General features: G+C 30.9%; 19 protein-coding genes. All 19 read right to left on the reverse strand.

Annotation, left to right across the window (positions count from 1 at the left end; all coding sequences use genetic code 11):
* Positions 1–6: 6 nt before the first annotated feature.
* The 19 genes from flhB to fliG are packed head-to-tail and all read right to left on the reverse strand — an operon-like array spanning position 7 to position 14,793.
* Entirely contained in the window at positions 7–1,125 is a 1,119-nt protein-coding gene (gene flhB, locus QIA46_RS01345; protein ID WP_317268173.1) for a flagellar biosynthesis protein FlhB, read from the reverse strand.
* Positions 1,125–1,913 carry a flagellar biosynthetic protein FliR gene (gene fliR / locus QIA46_RS01350; protein WP_317268174.1) on the reverse strand — a complete coding sequence of 263 codons (789 nt, stop codon included), beginning with the start codon at positions 1,911–1,913 and terminating at the stop codon, positions 1,125–1,127. The genes flhB and fliR overlap by 1 nt, the downstream gene beginning before the upstream one ends.
* A 32-nt stretch (positions 1,914–1,945) precedes the next feature.
* Positions 1,946–2,209, reverse strand: a complete 264-nt coding sequence (fliQ, locus tag QIA46_RS01355; protein WP_002556873.1) for a flagellar biosynthesis protein FliQ — start codon at positions 2,207–2,209, stop codon at positions 1,946–1,948.
* An 8-nt stretch (positions 2,210–2,217) separates the two neighbouring features.
* Positions 2,218–2,982, reverse strand: coding sequence for a flagellar type III secretion system pore protein FliP (gene fliP / locus QIA46_RS01360; RefSeq protein ID WP_301341447.1), 765 nt, complete (start codon positions 2,980–2,982; stop codon positions 2,218–2,220).
* A gap of 10 nt (positions 2,983–2,992) precedes the next feature.
* Positions 2,993–3,613 (reverse strand): flagella biosynthesis regulatory protein FliZ, encoded by a 621-nt coding sequence (locus QIA46_RS01365; protein WP_317268175.1) that lies wholly within the window; start codon positions 3,611–3,613, stop codon positions 2,993–2,995.
* Positions 3,606–3,947, reverse strand: a complete 342-nt coding sequence (fliN, locus tag QIA46_RS01370; protein WP_014023523.1) for a flagellar motor switch protein FliN — start codon at positions 3,945–3,947, stop codon at positions 3,606–3,608. Before fliN ends, QIA46_RS01365 begins: the two co-directional genes overlap by 8 nt.
* Positions 3,948–3,993: 46 nt before the next feature.
* Complete coding sequence (gene fliM / locus QIA46_RS01375) at positions 3,994–5,052, reverse strand: flagellar motor switch protein FliM (protein ID WP_004791557.1); 1,059 nt, start codon at positions 5,050–5,052, stop codon at positions 3,994–3,996.
* A gap of 37 nt (positions 5,053–5,089) precedes the next feature.
* Complete coding sequence (gene fliL, locus QIA46_RS01380) at positions 5,090–5,626, reverse strand: flagellar basal body-associated protein FliL (protein ID WP_014023524.1); 537 nt, start codon at positions 5,624–5,626, stop codon at positions 5,090–5,092.
* A 48-nt stretch (positions 5,627–5,674) separates the two neighbouring features.
* A complete protein-coding gene (motB, locus tag QIA46_RS01385; protein ID WP_044054945.1) occupies positions 5,675–6,457 on the reverse strand; it encodes a flagellar motor protein MotB in 783 nt (260 codons plus the stop codon).
* Positions 6,457–7,239 (reverse strand): motility protein A, encoded by a 783-nt coding sequence (locus QIA46_RS01390; RefSeq protein WP_014023526.1) that lies wholly within the window; start codon positions 7,237–7,239, stop codon positions 6,457–6,459. The genes motB and QIA46_RS01390 overlap by 1 nt, the downstream gene beginning before the upstream one ends.
* Entirely contained in the window at positions 7,236–7,460 is a 225-nt protein-coding gene (locus QIA46_RS01395; RefSeq protein ID WP_014023527.1) for a flagellar FlbD family protein, read from the reverse strand. The genes QIA46_RS01390 and QIA46_RS01395 overlap by 4 nt, the downstream gene beginning before the upstream one ends.
* A 21-nt stretch (positions 7,461–7,481) precedes the next feature.
* Positions 7,482–8,810 carry a flagellar hook protein FlgE gene (gene flgE, locus QIA46_RS01400; RefSeq protein WP_317268176.1) on the reverse strand — a complete coding sequence of 443 codons (1,329 nt, stop codon included), beginning with the start codon at positions 8,808–8,810 and terminating at the stop codon, positions 7,482–7,484.
* A gap of 4 nt (positions 8,811–8,814) precedes the next feature.
* Entirely contained in the window at positions 8,815–9,258 is a 444-nt protein-coding gene (flgD, locus tag QIA46_RS01405; RefSeq protein ID WP_301341452.1) for a flagellar hook assembly protein FlgD, read from the reverse strand.
* Positions 9,259–9,271: 13 nt separating this feature from the next.
* Positions 9,272–10,450 (reverse strand): flagellar hook-length control protein FliK, encoded by a 1,179-nt coding sequence (locus QIA46_RS01410; protein ID WP_317268177.1) that lies wholly within the window; start codon positions 10,448–10,450, stop codon positions 9,272–9,274.
* 6 nt (positions 10,451–10,456) lie between these two features.
* Positions 10,457–11,074, reverse strand: coding sequence for a periplasmic-type flagellar collar protein FlbB (locus QIA46_RS01415; RefSeq protein WP_317268178.1), 618 nt, complete (start codon positions 11,072–11,074; stop codon positions 10,457–10,459).
* Complete coding sequence (locus QIA46_RS01420) at positions 11,067–11,498, reverse strand: flagellar protein FlbA (protein ID WP_317268179.1); 432 nt, start codon at positions 11,496–11,498, stop codon at positions 11,067–11,069. The genes QIA46_RS01415 and QIA46_RS01420 overlap by 8 nt, the downstream gene beginning before the upstream one ends.
* A complete protein-coding gene (gene fliI / locus QIA46_RS01425; RefSeq protein WP_317268180.1) occupies positions 11,495–12,805 on the reverse strand; it encodes a flagellar protein export ATPase FliI in 1,311 nt (436 codons plus the stop codon). Before fliI ends, QIA46_RS01420 begins: the two co-directional genes overlap by 4 nt.
* 18 nt (positions 12,806–12,823) lie before the next feature.
* Positions 12,824–13,744 carry a flagellar assembly protein FliH gene (gene fliH / locus QIA46_RS01430; RefSeq protein ID WP_317260136.1) on the reverse strand — a complete coding sequence of 307 codons (921 nt, stop codon included), beginning with the start codon at positions 13,742–13,744 and terminating at the stop codon, positions 12,824–12,826.
* 14 nt (positions 13,745–13,758) lie between these two features.
* Positions 13,759–14,793 carry a flagellar motor switch protein FliG gene (gene fliG / locus QIA46_RS01435; protein WP_002556889.1) on the reverse strand — a complete coding sequence of 345 codons (1,035 nt, stop codon included), beginning with the start codon at positions 14,791–14,793 and terminating at the stop codon, positions 13,759–13,761.
* Between the last annotated feature and the right edge of the window lie 10 nt (positions 14,794–14,803).

Consider the following 14,803-nt stretch of genomic DNA (forward strand, 5'->3'; position numbering starts at 1 on the left):
GAACCTCTAATTAAACTTTTTAGTAATAGAATATACTCTCACAAGAATTTTTGAAACAATCTCCCAATATTCTCTTGGAATCTCTTCATTAACCTTAACATTAGCATAAAGCGCTCTTGCAAGTAGCTTATTTTCCATTAAAGGAACATTATTTTCTCTTGCAATTTTTTTAATTGTGAGAGCTATTTCATCTTGACCTTTTGCAAGCACCCTTGGAGCTAACATTGTTTCGCTATCCCACTTAATAGCAACTGCAAAATGTTCTGGATTTGTAATTACTACATCTGCTTGAGGAATAGCTACTCTTAAATTGGTATTTAAAATAACCCTCATTCTCTCTTTTATCCTAGATCGAAGTAAAGGATCACCTTCCATTTCCTTTCGTTCCTGCTTTACCTCTTCTTTTGTCATTTTCAAACTCTCAATGTACTGAGACCTTTGAAACAAATAATCAAACACCCCCACAATTGCCAAAAACATTACTGAGAAAAAACATATCTTATAGGCAAGCACCAACACAATAGAAATCCCAGATTGGAGCGTATACTCCGAAAGTTTAGAAATTTTGCCTATATTGTTTTCTATAATAAAATAATATATTAAGCATATTATAACAACTTTTAACAAACTTTTAAACAAATTGAAAAAAGCCCCTGATGAAAAAAAAGAATTTTTTGCCCACCTGGAAAAATTAAAACTAATTCTATCCCACTTTGGTTCTAAAGATTTAAAAGTAATAAAAAAACCTACTTGAATAATATTGACAAAAAAATTAACGGCTAAGGATGCAAAAAAAAACAAAACAACATAGCCCAGGATAGATCTAATATATGCAAAACCCATAGCATGAATACTCATACGCATAACTTCAGGAAGCTTGCTGGCCTGCTCTTTAAAAACAGCTATTAAATCTAAAGCAAAATACGAAAGCATGAAAAAAAACAATGCAAATAACAACAAAAGGCTAACGGCAGTATTAATTTCAGTAGACTTTAATACCCGTCCTTCTTCTCTTGCTTTTTGCTTTTTCTGATCAGTAGGTAATTCGGTTCTTCCCTCATCATCTGCAGAAAAAAAATCAAGAGGAATATACCAACTTTTAATCAAAAATTCATCTTTTGTCATTATTTTAAAACTCTAGAAAACAATTTTAAAAAACTAGCAAGAGAATCTAGGGAAAGTTCAATAACTCTTTTTGCAGATATTACTAAGCTTGGAAATCCAATATACAAAATTAATAACCCTAAAAATAGCGAGGTTGAAAAACTAATTATTAATAAATTAATTTGAGGCGATGACTTTGAAAGTATCCCCAATACCAGATAAAAAAGCAAAAGCAAAGACAATATTGGAAACGAAATTAATAACGCTTTTTCAAAAAGAAATCCAAAAGATATAAGCAAAAGCTTAATAAATTCTGAATTTTTCATATTAACCAAATGTTCAACCCTAATATTTAAAACAGAATCATGTATGCCAATCACAAAAAACCTAAGTAAAAAATCGCTTGACAAGAATAAAAGCAAAAACATATAAACAAAAATTTGTGAAATAATCATGCTTTCTTCTTCTGAAAAAACATCAAAAATATTTGCATAAGCAAGCCCAATTTGATTAGAAAAGAAAAATCCAACTAAATGAAAAACATTAAAAATTATATTAACAAAAAATGCTTGAATAAGGCCTAAAATAGCTTCTCCTAATAAAATCAACGTAAAAGAAAGCATATTGTCTAAAGGATAAATAATTTGAATCTTTTCAACAACAATTACAGAGAGTATCAAAGAAAAGAAAAAATTAAAATATCCAATTTTTATTGTTGAAAACAATGGAGAAAATTTTAAAAACATAAAAATTCTAACCATCACAGGTAAAATTGTAAAAGATTTTAAAACCAAAAAACTCAAATTCAAAACTTTATCCCAATAGTACAATTAAGCATAAATTAAACATTTTGCAATTGACTAAAAATCATATAAGTAAACTGCATAAGTTTATTCAAAATCCAAGGACCAAAAATCACAATAGTTAAAAGTATAACAATAATCTTTGGAATAAAACTTAAAGTTTGATCTTGAATTGAAGTAATAGCTTGAAAAATTGAAATCAAAAGACCAACTATAAGAGCTATAATCAACATTGGAGCTGATAAAATAATAATGTTTTCAATAGAAATTCTAATTAAATAAAGAATGTGTCCTGCAGTCATATATAACCTTACATAAAACTTTTAATAAGACCACTAGTAATTAAAGTCCAGCCATCTACCATTACAAAAAGAATAAGCTTAAAGGGCAAAGATATCATTACGGGGGGCAACATTATCATACCCATAGCCATTAAAACAGACGCAACAATAATATCTAAAACTATAAAAGGTAAAAATATCAAAATTCCCATCTTGAAAGCTACTTTAAGCTCATGCAAAATAAAAGCTGCAATTAAAACATGTGTTGGCACTTCGCTAAAATTTTTTGGTCGATTATAATTACTCATACTCATAAATAATCTAATCTCTTCATGACGCCCATCAGACATCTGCTTATACATAAAAATTCTAAGAGGGGTAATTCCTTTGTTATAAAACTCATCAAAATTTATTTTTGACTCTTTAAGAGGCAAATAAGCTTGTTCATATATAGAATTAAAAGTTGGCCACATAGTAAAAATGGTTAAAAATAAAGCCAATCCCATTACTATCTGAGTAGGAGGAGATTGTTGAAGAGATAAAGCACGCCTAATAAAATCCAAAACTATGGATATTCGCAAAAACGAAGTCATTAAAACTAAAAACGCTGGAGAAAGGGTAATAATGGTTAATAGAATTAAAATCTGCAAAGAAAAAGCTATTTCTGAGCCACCAATATTGTCAAAATTTAAAAACGGAAAATTAAGCCCATTAGTAGCCTGCAAAGATTTTGTTTGAGCAAAAGATAAGCTTGTTGCACTAAAAAATAAAAAAAAATTAAAACACTTTCTCAAAATAAACCCTCTAAAATTTTTTTAATCTATCTTGTTTATCCTTAAGTGAAATCTCAATTTTCTTCTCAAGTTTAACATAATCACTCCCAGAAAAAGGAATCTCTTCTTTTTTGAGTAACATTTTCTTAAAGATTGATTGAAAAGAATCTTTCTTAGCGGAATTATTAATTTTGCTAAGCCTAAGTTTCAAATCCTCAAGCTCTTCTTCAGATTTAATCTCTTTAAGCAAAGTAGAGGAATTGCTAGAAACTAACAATATGTAAACATTGTCTAATATGTTTATGATTCTTATTGAGTTTTTAACATCTATCTCGTAAAAAACAAGCTCCTTAATTAAATTAGAATTTTGTTCATATTTGCTTTTTTTTGAATAAAAAATCAACTTCTTTAATAAGAAAAAGATAAAAAAAGCAATAAGTAAAAATAAAACTATTTTAACCAAATCCGAAATATTAAAAAGAGAAACTGCCTGAGCGCTACCATTGTTAGCAAAATTTACCTTATCATCTTCAAAGATTGGTAAACTAGATTCATTTTCCAAGCCAGCAGATGCTGAATTTAGCTGCTCTTGTGAATTAGCATATGTAAAAAAATTAAAAAACGCTAAAAAAACTAAAAATTTATTATTCATTTTTAGTTTTAATTATCTCAGTAATTCTAACTCCAAAATTTTCATCAATTACAACTACTTCGCCCCTGGCAACTATTTTACCGTTTACTAAAATATCCACAGGCTCACCGGCAAGTTTATCAAGAGTAATAATCGTGCCCTCAGACATGCCAAGTATGTCTTTTATTTTGCGCTCTGTTCTTCCAAGCTCTACAGTAAGCTGCATAGAAACATCCATTAAAAGCCCAAAATTACTAGGATCAACTCCTTCTGGCAAAGTATCAATTAAATCAGGAAGCTTAACCCCTTTTATTTCTGGTTTTTCTCCATTATCGCTTTTTTCATCTACGCTCATAATTTCAACCTCTTAATAATTTAAGTTTAAATAAATAAAATAACTATCACTCAACCTCTTCTGTAAGCTCTTTTAATAAATCAAAACCCTTTATATCTCCAATTTTTTCTGTAATTTGCACTGAAACTTTATTTCCCATTAACCCCATTCTACATTTAAACTTTTCTTTAGTACCAACTTTTAAAGTTAAATCTTTATTTATTAGAGAAGATTCAAGATTTAAAACATCGCCTTTGTCAAGCGATAAAATTTCTCTTACTTTAAGTTTAACTTCTCCTATTTCTGCTATCAAAGGCATTGCTGTATTTTCTAACTTCTCACGCAAAGCATCAAGATTCTCACTGGTAGTTCCAACCCCAATCAAAGAATGCCAATATCTTGTTGATAATTTTGAAACAATAGGTTCTATAGTAATATAAGGTAAGCAAAAATTCATAAGCCCTTCTACTTTTCCTATTTTAACCTCAAGAGTTACTAAAATAATCATTTCTGTAGGAGGAACTATTTGAGCAAACTGTGGATTGACCTCAATATGCCCAAATCTTGGTCTTAAATCAACCACCTGAGACCAAGCCTCTCTCATATTGGCAAGTATACGAATAATAACACTTTCCATGACAGACTGCTCAATTTCTGTTAAATCTCTACTTTTATCTTTAATCGTGTCTCCATCTCCCCCAAAAAGCCTATCTACTATAGCAAATGCTATGGTTGGATCAACTTCAAAAATAGCAGACCCTTTAAGGGGGTCCATATTTATTATTGCTAAAGTTGTAGGATTGGGTATTGACCTAATAAACTCTTCATAGGTTAATTGGTCAACTGAAGCTACATGAACATGAACCATTTTTCTCAAAAGAGCAGAAAGTGAGGTTGTAGTATATCTGGCAAATGCCTCATGAAAACTTGAAACTGTTCTAACCTGCTCTTTTGAAAATTTATCTGGCCTTTTAAAGTCATAAACCTTAACTTTTTGCTTTTTGCCTGTAGGACTAGATATGACATTAGAAAGGGATTCGTCTAAGGATAAACTTTCAGACGAGTTGATAGACTCTAAAAGACTATCTATATCATCTTGAGACAAAGCTCCTGGATTATTTGCCATTTAAAATTCCTTTAAATTTAAAATTCCTTTAAATTTATTACATATCAAAAATATCAATTTGGGTTAATGCTATTTCTTTAATTTCTCCATTTCTAAGAATACTATTAATTCTTGCCTTAATTTCTGCTTTTATTTGACTTTCATTCTTTATTTCTTGCCCAGTTCTTTGGCTAAAATATTCTCTAATAATATCTTTTAAGCGCACTTTTTGCCTTCCAAGCTCATTGAGAATATTAACATTATTCTCTGCATACCCTAAAGCAAGCTTTACAACAAAAGTTTTTGGAGGAACATCTAAAGTATTGCCTCTAATCTCATCTATACTTTCATACCATATAAGCATAGGTGGCTTTCCTAGGTATTCATTAGAAAAAACTGGAAAATCGCTAGGAGCCCCACTTTGGCTTACAACCATTTTAGAAACAAAATAAGAAACAATTATCATTATTGCAACAGTAAATATTCCTATTGCAAGTATTTGCAAGATTTTTATTATAATATCGGGCAATAAACCGCCTTTTCTACCAATATTGGAATCTCCCATATCTAAATTTTCATCGTCTTTATTAGGCATAATAAAATTCCTCCTATTAATTTCTTCTTCACAGTTTAAAAGAATTACTTACTGCTTAATTTCCTTGGGAAAACTTAAAGATGCATCCGTAGTAATTAATATATCAATTCTTCTATTATAAGCTCTGCCCTCAGGAGTATCGTCTGTTGCAATAGGCCTGCTTCCGCCAAAACCAGATACTTCAAACTTATTTTCAATGCTTTTAACATCAGATTGATCTAAATAGTTTAAAATATGTTCTAGCATATTAACAGATCTAGCAGCCGAAAGCTCCCAATTGCTTTTCCAAGGTCCATTTACATCAGTATCAATATTGTCTGTATGCCCTTCTATTTTAAAATTATAGCCTCTAGAACTTAAAACGCCAATAAAAGATGCTATTTTTTGAATAGAATCTCTATTCTCTTCAAGTTTAACATCTGCACTAGCAGAATCAAAAAATGCATCTGCTGCCAGAGATATCACAATACCTCTTTCTTCTTGTCTAACCACAATATTTTTAGACTGAATCTTCTCAATAAATTCAATCATAGATTTATTTTTAGCAGTCTGAGATGCTTGTTTATTGCGCACAGTAGAAGGTAAAGACATAAAACTATTACTCAAATAAGATAATTTACTAAAATCTAAAGTTTTACCACCCTTGAAAAATCCCGCACCCGTGAAAGAAGCAGACATTATCCTTATCACATTTTCTTGAAAAATAATATCATTTAATGAAAACATTGTAACAAAAAATACAAGCAGTAAAGTAACCATGTCTCCATAAGTCAACATATAATCTGGAGCACCATCATCACATTTTGAGGGTTTTTTAATTCGCAAAGCCATTATTCACCCCCAATGCTACTACTAAGCTGACTTCGATCTTTAGGAGTCAAAAACGTCATTAATTTTTGCTCTAAAATTCTAGGATTATCTCCAGATTGAATTGATAAAACACCCTCAATTATCATTGTCTTTACTGCAGCTTCCTCAGAATCGATTTTTTCCAACTTAAGTTGAACAGGAATAAACATTAAATTTGCCATTATAGTTCCATAAAGAGTTGTAATAAGAGCAACAGCCATAGAAGAACCAAGCGCAGACTTATCTTCTAGATTGCCAAGAAGAGCTACAAGCCCAATAAGAGTACCCGTCATACCAAAAGCTGGAGCAAGCTTTGCCCAAGTTTTAAAAAGATCTGATCCAACCTTATGCCTTTCTTGCATTTGATCAAGCTCTAAATAAAGCATAGTTCTAATTACCTCAGGATCTGCACCATCAACAACAAGCCTCATTCCTGACTTAAAAAATGGATCATTTATTTGTTCAAGCTCATCATCAAGAGATAAAAGACCTTCTTTTCTGGCCTTTTCTGAAAGCTCTACTAATATTTTTATAATGGAAATCTTAGCATATGAATTTCTTCTAAAGAAAAATCCCAAATACGTTGGAATTTTTTTTACAGCAATAACCTCTGAAGAAGCCATAAGAGCAGAAAAAGATCCAACAACAGTGATAAAAACAGAGCTTAAATCCCAAAAAACACCAAGTCCTGTGGGGGTAAATGCCATAGAAATTAAAATAGCTCCAAATCCAACTCCCCACCCAATTATACTAGCTAAATTCATAATTCAACGCCCCCATTTCCTTCTCCTAAAATTTTTTCAAAAGAAGCAACTTCTTTCCTATACAACTTAATCCTATTGACCACCTCTTCAACTTTTTCTTTCACAATTAACTTCTTACCGTTCATAAGAAGAATTGTAGTATCAGGATTAGCTTCAATACTTTCAATATGATAAGGATTTAAATAATATCCATCACCATTAAGCTTAGTTACAAAAATCATATGCTAAAAAACAATCTTAGATTAATTTTTTAATCTTACAAGTTCTTGCAACAATTGATCAGAAGTAGTAATGGTTTTAGCGTTTGCTTGAAATCCTCTTTGGGTCACTATCATATCTGTAAACTGCTCTGCAAGATCAACATTGGCCATTTCTAAAACACCAGATCTAATATCGCCAAGCCCAGCAAGTCCAGTTTCGCCTATTCTAACTTGACCTGAATTACTTGTTTCTACAAAATTAGTATCGCCTGATTTCGCAAGTCCTCCGGGATTCATAAAAGAAGCAAGAGCAATTTTGCCAAGATCTCGTCTTATACCATTTGAATAAATGCCAACTATAACACCATTTTGATCAATTTCATAATTTTCCATATATCCCATGCCATATCCATCTTGAATAATAGCCTTTGTACTACTAGAATCAGCAAACTGAGTGATTGAATCGGTATAACTTCCAACTGTTCCTAATTTCAAATTTACAGTTTGCTGCTCACCAACTTCACCTACATTTGCGCCCAAAACATTAAATGTTATAGGAATTTGAAAAATATCTCCTTTTTGGCCTGGTTGGCCATTTAAAGACGCCAGTGCTCCTTCATTGTCAAACCCAAGTGTAAAATTTGAATTTTGTTCGCCATTTATGAACACCGTTGCATTCCATAAATTAGGCGTATTTAAATCTTTTACAACCCTAAGTTCAAGAGTGCTAACATTTCCAAAACTATCATACAATGACTTATTGACAACCCAAGTTCCACGTGCAATATCTGCAGGACTTGCACCTTCTTGAATTAAAGGCAATCTTTTATCAAGATTACAAGCAAAAGTAACGTTTTTGGTAGACTTTGCTCCCTCTTTATCTCCAATCGGAATAATCAAATCCTCAATATCAGCCGCTGTATTGATAACTTTTTCACCTTCTAAATCTCTTGCCATCCAGCCTTGAATTCGCATTCCATTTGCAGGATTTACAAGATGTCGATCAGAGTCCACATCAAAGGCCCCAGCTCTTGTATAAAACAAATTTTTACCTTCTTTTAAAATAAAAAATCCATTGCCACTAACCCCAAGATCAGATGCTTTTTGGGTGCTTTGAAAAGCTCCTTGAGTGTGAATAGTGTCAATTGAGGCAACATTCATACCTAATCCAACTTGCTTGGGATTAGTCCCACCACGAGAATCAGTAGGGCGAGAAGCCCCAGAAATAGACTGCGATATCATATCTTGAAAATTCACTCTTCCCTTTTTAAAGCCAATTGTATTTACATTAGCAATATTGTTACCAACAACATCCATTCTTGTTTGATGGTTCTGAAGCCCAGAAACACCAGAATATAAAGACCTCATCATATAATTACTCCTCCAAACCTACCGATAATATGTTTTTATATACATAATAATTACCATTAACCATAACTTGAGGTATTGCGCCTGTCTTAATGTTTGTAACACGACCTTCAACAATCTCCCCATCACCATGCTGAAACTTAATTACTTTACCTAATAAATCCAAATCTTTTCTTATTCCCAAAGAAGATGAAAGTTTTTCAAATGATTTGCTCATATTAGTCATTTGCTCAAGAGCTGAAAATTGAGCCATTTGAGCAACAAATTCTTTATCCTTCATTGGATTTGTAGGGTCTTGATACCTAAGTTGAGTAATGAGCAACTTCAAAAAATCATCCTTACCAAGATTAACCTTATTAGATATATTCTCAACATTAAAATCTGTTTTTTTTTTAATTTTACTACTAATATTTAAATTAGAAACACTTTCAACACCGTTCATTTTATTCATTTAACTCCACCCTCTAAACAATTAAATTAACATTTTTATCTACATCGTAAGAAAATTCAACTTCTTCTTCAATTTGAAAAAATTTATTATAACCAAAATGAAAATTTTGATCCTTAGGGCCATCTTTAAAATCTTTAGAAAAAGAATTTAAATTCTCACCCGCAAGAAAAAGATTTAAGCTGGCATTAAAACCACTCTCACCAAGCATTTTATTTAATGAATGCATATTTTGGTCGAAAAGCATTTTAACATTTTGATTATCCACTACAATCTTTCCCAATAAATTATTATTCGAATCAAGGTTTAAATTAATTCGTATACTACCAAGCTCTTTGGGCTTTAAAACCAACTTAATCTCTCCTGTATTATTCGATTTTAACACAACTTTAGCTTTATCAACAATATTTTTATTAATCTTAATATTCCACTCAGGCTTTAAGCTGCTGACAAAATCAAAACCCTCAAATTCTTTAGCGTTTTTTATATTATAATTAGCAAATTCTTCAACAAAGCCCTTTAAAGAATCGTTTGATATTTCTTTAACTTTATATCTATCAACAAAATTTTGACCATCAATTGCATTCAAGCCAAACTTTGAAAAAGCAAAATCATTATGATCACCATTATTCTTTTTGAAATTTTTCACATCAATGTTAATGACATTCTTTTCTTCCTTTTTATCATTTAAGCTTATCTGATTATGATAATCATCAATCAAAGCAGTTAAAAAATCAAATCCCAAAAAAGAACTCAAATCATTAAAAGATAAACAAAGTTTTTCAATTGTTTCAAAAAATTTTTCTTTGCCAAGAAAATCAAAATTAGATGATAAGTTTTCTTTAATGCTATTCAAACCTTCAAAATCTACAAAAGCACTCATTCTGGCAATTAAAGATTTCAAATCGGAAACAAAAGCCTCATTTTCAAGTTTTTTTAAAAAAAGGGATTTATCTAAAGGTGATTTTTTTAAATTTTTAGCAATAAGTCCATTGTCCTTAAAAAAATTTAAAAAATCAAATATCATAAATTTTGCTTTAGCTAATTTTTTAGATTCAAAAGACAAGACATTTAAAAAAGAGTTCGAATTTTCTCTAGATTCCATTTTAGAAACATTTAAATTTAACCCTTTAATTGTATTCAATAAATTTAATTTGTTACCATAAGCTTTACCTAAATTTAATAAATTACTCATACAACACTACTCCAACGAACTAACAGACATTTTTCTAATCAATATAGCAGCTTTTTTAGAATCCATAAGAGACAACCAATAAGGAACAATTGATAAACGACCCTCTTTTTTGGAAAGCTCTTCAATTTTTCGCATATAAGATATTGCAAGCTCAGGATTTAAATCCTCAAGCCGCTTAACAGCATCTTCTGGTGGCATATTCATTAAATATACAGCTGTTTGCAAAATATTTGCTTCCTCATCATTATATTTATTTATAATGTCATCTATTACCTTTTGTTTTAAATCTAAATCTTTCTGCTTTTGTTTAAGCTCAAATTCAAGCTTATTTAAGCTGTCTTCTTTTAACTTTAAGTCTTCTTTAAGCTTTTCAATCTGCTGATTCTTAATATCAATAGCTTCCCTTTCCTTCACAAGTCTAGCTTCATCAAGAATTATATTAGAATTATGATCAAAAACCAGAGAAGTTTCTCCTAAAAACTTAGTTCTTACAAATTCAGGGAAATATCTCTTAGTATTATACATCCCAAGAAAATCAATAAAGAATAATACAAAGCAAAATAACACAACAATTATAAATAACAAAAAAAATACCCTAAAAAAGAACGATAAAAAATTATTCACTTTCAGTCCTTAAATTTTGACAAACTTTATAATTTACATGTTCATCTAGCAATAAACTTTCCTTTTTTTCTCTATTTTTAATTATAGAATTATTTAAAATTTTTATTAATATCTTAATCTTTTTTTCTTGCCTATATTTATCCACGTAAATATCATAACACTCGTTATAATGCTTTCTCAGTTCTTCAAGAATTTTAAAATTTTGGTTTTTTTTATAATTTAAACAGTCTATATAACCTCTTATGTAAAGATCATTAAAGTTGTTCAGATTTTTTAAAAGATTAGGAATTCCATCTGAAAACTGATTTATTTTTGAAATTTCCTTATTTATATTCATTAAGTCTCTCTCGCTTAGCTTTCGAAAGTAAGATCTAATCGTCAATATTTTATTAAGCTTTTGTCTTCTAAAGTTTAAGTCATTCAAGATAATATTTCCTTTATTTCATCTTCTAAATTTTCAAAATTAAATGTTTCATTTATTCCTTGAGAAATAAAATCAATAATCTTAGGATACTTGGAAATTGCAAAATCAACATCCTTATTAGATCCTTTAAGATAAATTCCTGTTCTAATAAGATCTTCATAATCTTTATAAATAGACAATAAATTTCTAGCTTTCAAAATTAATTTTTGTTTTTCTAAACTCATTATTCTATGAATAGATCTTGAAGTTGAACTTAAAACATTTATTGAAGGATAAATCCCTCTGTCAAACAAATCTCTGTCTAAAATAATGTGACCATCCAAAACAGCCTTAATATTATCAGCTACAGGTTCTGTAAAATCATCTCCCTCAACAAGAACAGTATAAAACCCGGTAACACTTCCCCCATTGCCATTAAAACCTGATCTCTCAAGCAAAATTGGAATTTCAACAAAAACAGAAGGCGGATAACCCTTAGCTACTGGGGGCTCTCCTAAAGAAAGAGACATCTCTCTTTTAGCATTTGCAAACCTAGTAATAGAATCAAAAAGCAAAACCACATCTTTGCCTTGCTCTCTAAAGTATTCTGCTATCATAGTAGCAACATAAGCTCCCTTATACCTTGATATGGGCGATTCATCAGAAGTTGAAACAACTAAAACGCTTTTTTTTAAACGCTCTTCACCAAGTTCATATTCAATAAACTCATTAAGCTCTCGACCTCTTTCCCCAATAAAAGCAATAACGTTTACATCTGCATTTGAATTTTTTGCAATCATGCCAAGCAAAGTAGATTTACCAACTCCAGAACCAGAGAAAATACCAACTCTTTGCCCTTTTGCGACTGGCAAAAACCCATCAAGAACTTTAACCCCTGTTAATATTTGCTCTTCAAAAATACTTCTATTAATTGGATTAATTTTTTCAAAAATTAACTCTTTATAGCTACTGTTCAAAAATGACCCTTTATTATCAATGGGTCTGCCAAGAGAATCAATAACTCTTCCTAAAAGCTCATCACTAAGATTTATTTCTAGCCCTTTGTTTAAAGAATAGACTTTATTTCCAACTTCAATCCCGCTAAATCCTTCATAAGCCATAAGGCTAACATAAGGACCATTAAATCCCAAAACCTCAGCACATACCTTTTTATCATTTCTTTGATCAATTAAACATAAATCCCCAATAGCACACTGAGGCCCCAAACTTTCAACTAAAAGACCTTTTATTTTTTGTACCCTGCCAACAAAAGAAACAGTTTCAATATTATCTACTTGTCTTAAATAATTTTCAAAAAAATTGCTCACTAAAATTCCTTTAGATACTTAACTTAATAACGAAAAATTTTTAAACTTTTCCTCTATTTTATCAAGTTGAGAAGAAATGCGCGCATCAATCTCTCCAAAATTAGTTTCAATTATACAACCACCTTTGCCTATGTTGGGATCTTCTATAATCTCTAAATTTTCTATAACATCAAATCTAGAAATAAAATCATTCTTTTTATGTCTAACAATATCTAAATCGTCAAGATTTACGCGGATGGTAATCTGTGTTTTATCTTTTACCCTTTTTAAAACTTCATTAACATTTTCCAAGACAATATCTTTTTGAGAATCTGTAATCCTCTTAATAACCTTAATTGCAATTTGCATAACAAGACTTACTATCTGAGCACTCGAAGATTCAAGAATACCTTTCCTTTCAGCGATCAGAGATGCCATTATAGAATGCAATTTTTTCATAACCTTGTCAAAATCTTCAAAACCACTTTCATAACCTTTTCTGTATCCTTCTTCTCTTCCTTTAGCTGTTGCCATCTCAAGATCTGTTTTTAATTTTTCCTCATACTCTCTTGCTAATCTTTCAATCTCAGCATTAGATTCAGCATTAATAGATTCTTTCTTATAAATAGCTTCTCTTTGCAGAAGATCTGCTTCTTGCTTGGCGACCTCTAATACTTCATTGGCCTTTGCCTTAGCCTCTTCAATAAGTCGCTTAGATTCAATTTGAACCTCCTCTTTGGCAAGCTCTTGCCTTTTAGCAAGCTCTTCCTCAAGTCGTAATTTTTCATCTCTTAAAAGTTGCAACTCTTCTTTAAGATTGGTGATTTGACTGTCTATGTCATAAACCTTGCCTTCCTTCTCCTTGATTTCCAAAGATTCAAAAACAGGCTTTGCTATCTCAACAAACTCAAACTTTACTAAATTATCAACTTCTGATGATTTATATAAAACCTTAGGCAAACAAAACTCCTTTATCAGACAAGCACATCTTCTTCACCACCCCTTGAAATAACTATTTCTCCCTGTTCTTCTAATTTTCTAATAAGAGAAACAATTTTTTGCTGCGATTCCTCAACATCTTTTCGCCTAGTAGGTCCCAAAAATTCCATGTCCTCCTTAAGCATTGAAGCTGCTCTTTTTGACATGTTTTTGAAAATTTTTTCTTGGACAGGAATATCTACAGATTTTAATGCTTTTGCCAACTCTTGACCATCTATTTCTCTTAAAACCCTTTGTATAGATCTGTCATCAAGCAAAACTATGTCCTCAAATACAAACATCTTCTTCTTAATCTCTTCTGCAAGCTCTGGATCTTCTTCTTCAAGAGATTCAATAATAAACTTTTCCGTCTTTCTATCAGCCATATTAATTATTTCAACAACATTGTCAACTCCTCCTGCTGATGTATAATCTTCTGAAGAAAGAGAAGCTAGTTTTTTTTCAAGAACTCTCTCAACCTCTCTTACAACTTCAGGAGAAGTTCTATCCATCAATGCAATTCTTCTTGCAACATTGGTCTGTACCTCTGTGGGCAAACTAGAGAGAATAAAAGAGGCCTTTTGGGGGTCAAGATATGAAAGGATTAAAGCAATTGTTTGGGGATGCTCTTGTTGAATAAAGTTTAAAATATTTGCAGGATCTGCTCTTCTTACAAATTCAAAAGGTCTAGACTGTAAAGCAGAACCTAAATTATTAATGATATCAACTGCTTTTTGAGTTCCAAGAGATTTTTCAAGAAGCTCTCTTGCGTAATCAATTCCACCCTTTTGAATAAATTCTTGAGCCATCATTAATTCTTTAAACTCTAAAAGAACATTATCTTTAAGCTCAGAAGTAATTGTCTCAAGCTTTGCTATCTCAAATGTCAAAGACTCTATCTCTTCTTGAGAAAGATACTTAAACACTTTAGAAGAGATTTCAGAACCTATTGAAACCAACAAAATAGCGGCCTTTTGCTTACCTGTTAAAGCAGAAACATCCAGAATCTCCTTTTCTTTCTTTTCTTCCATATCAATTACT

Source organism: Borreliella carolinensis (genome assembly GCF_032595855.2).
GTDB classification, from domain to species: Bacteria; Spirochaetota; Spirochaetia; order Borreliales; family Borreliaceae; genus Borreliella; species Borreliella carolinensis.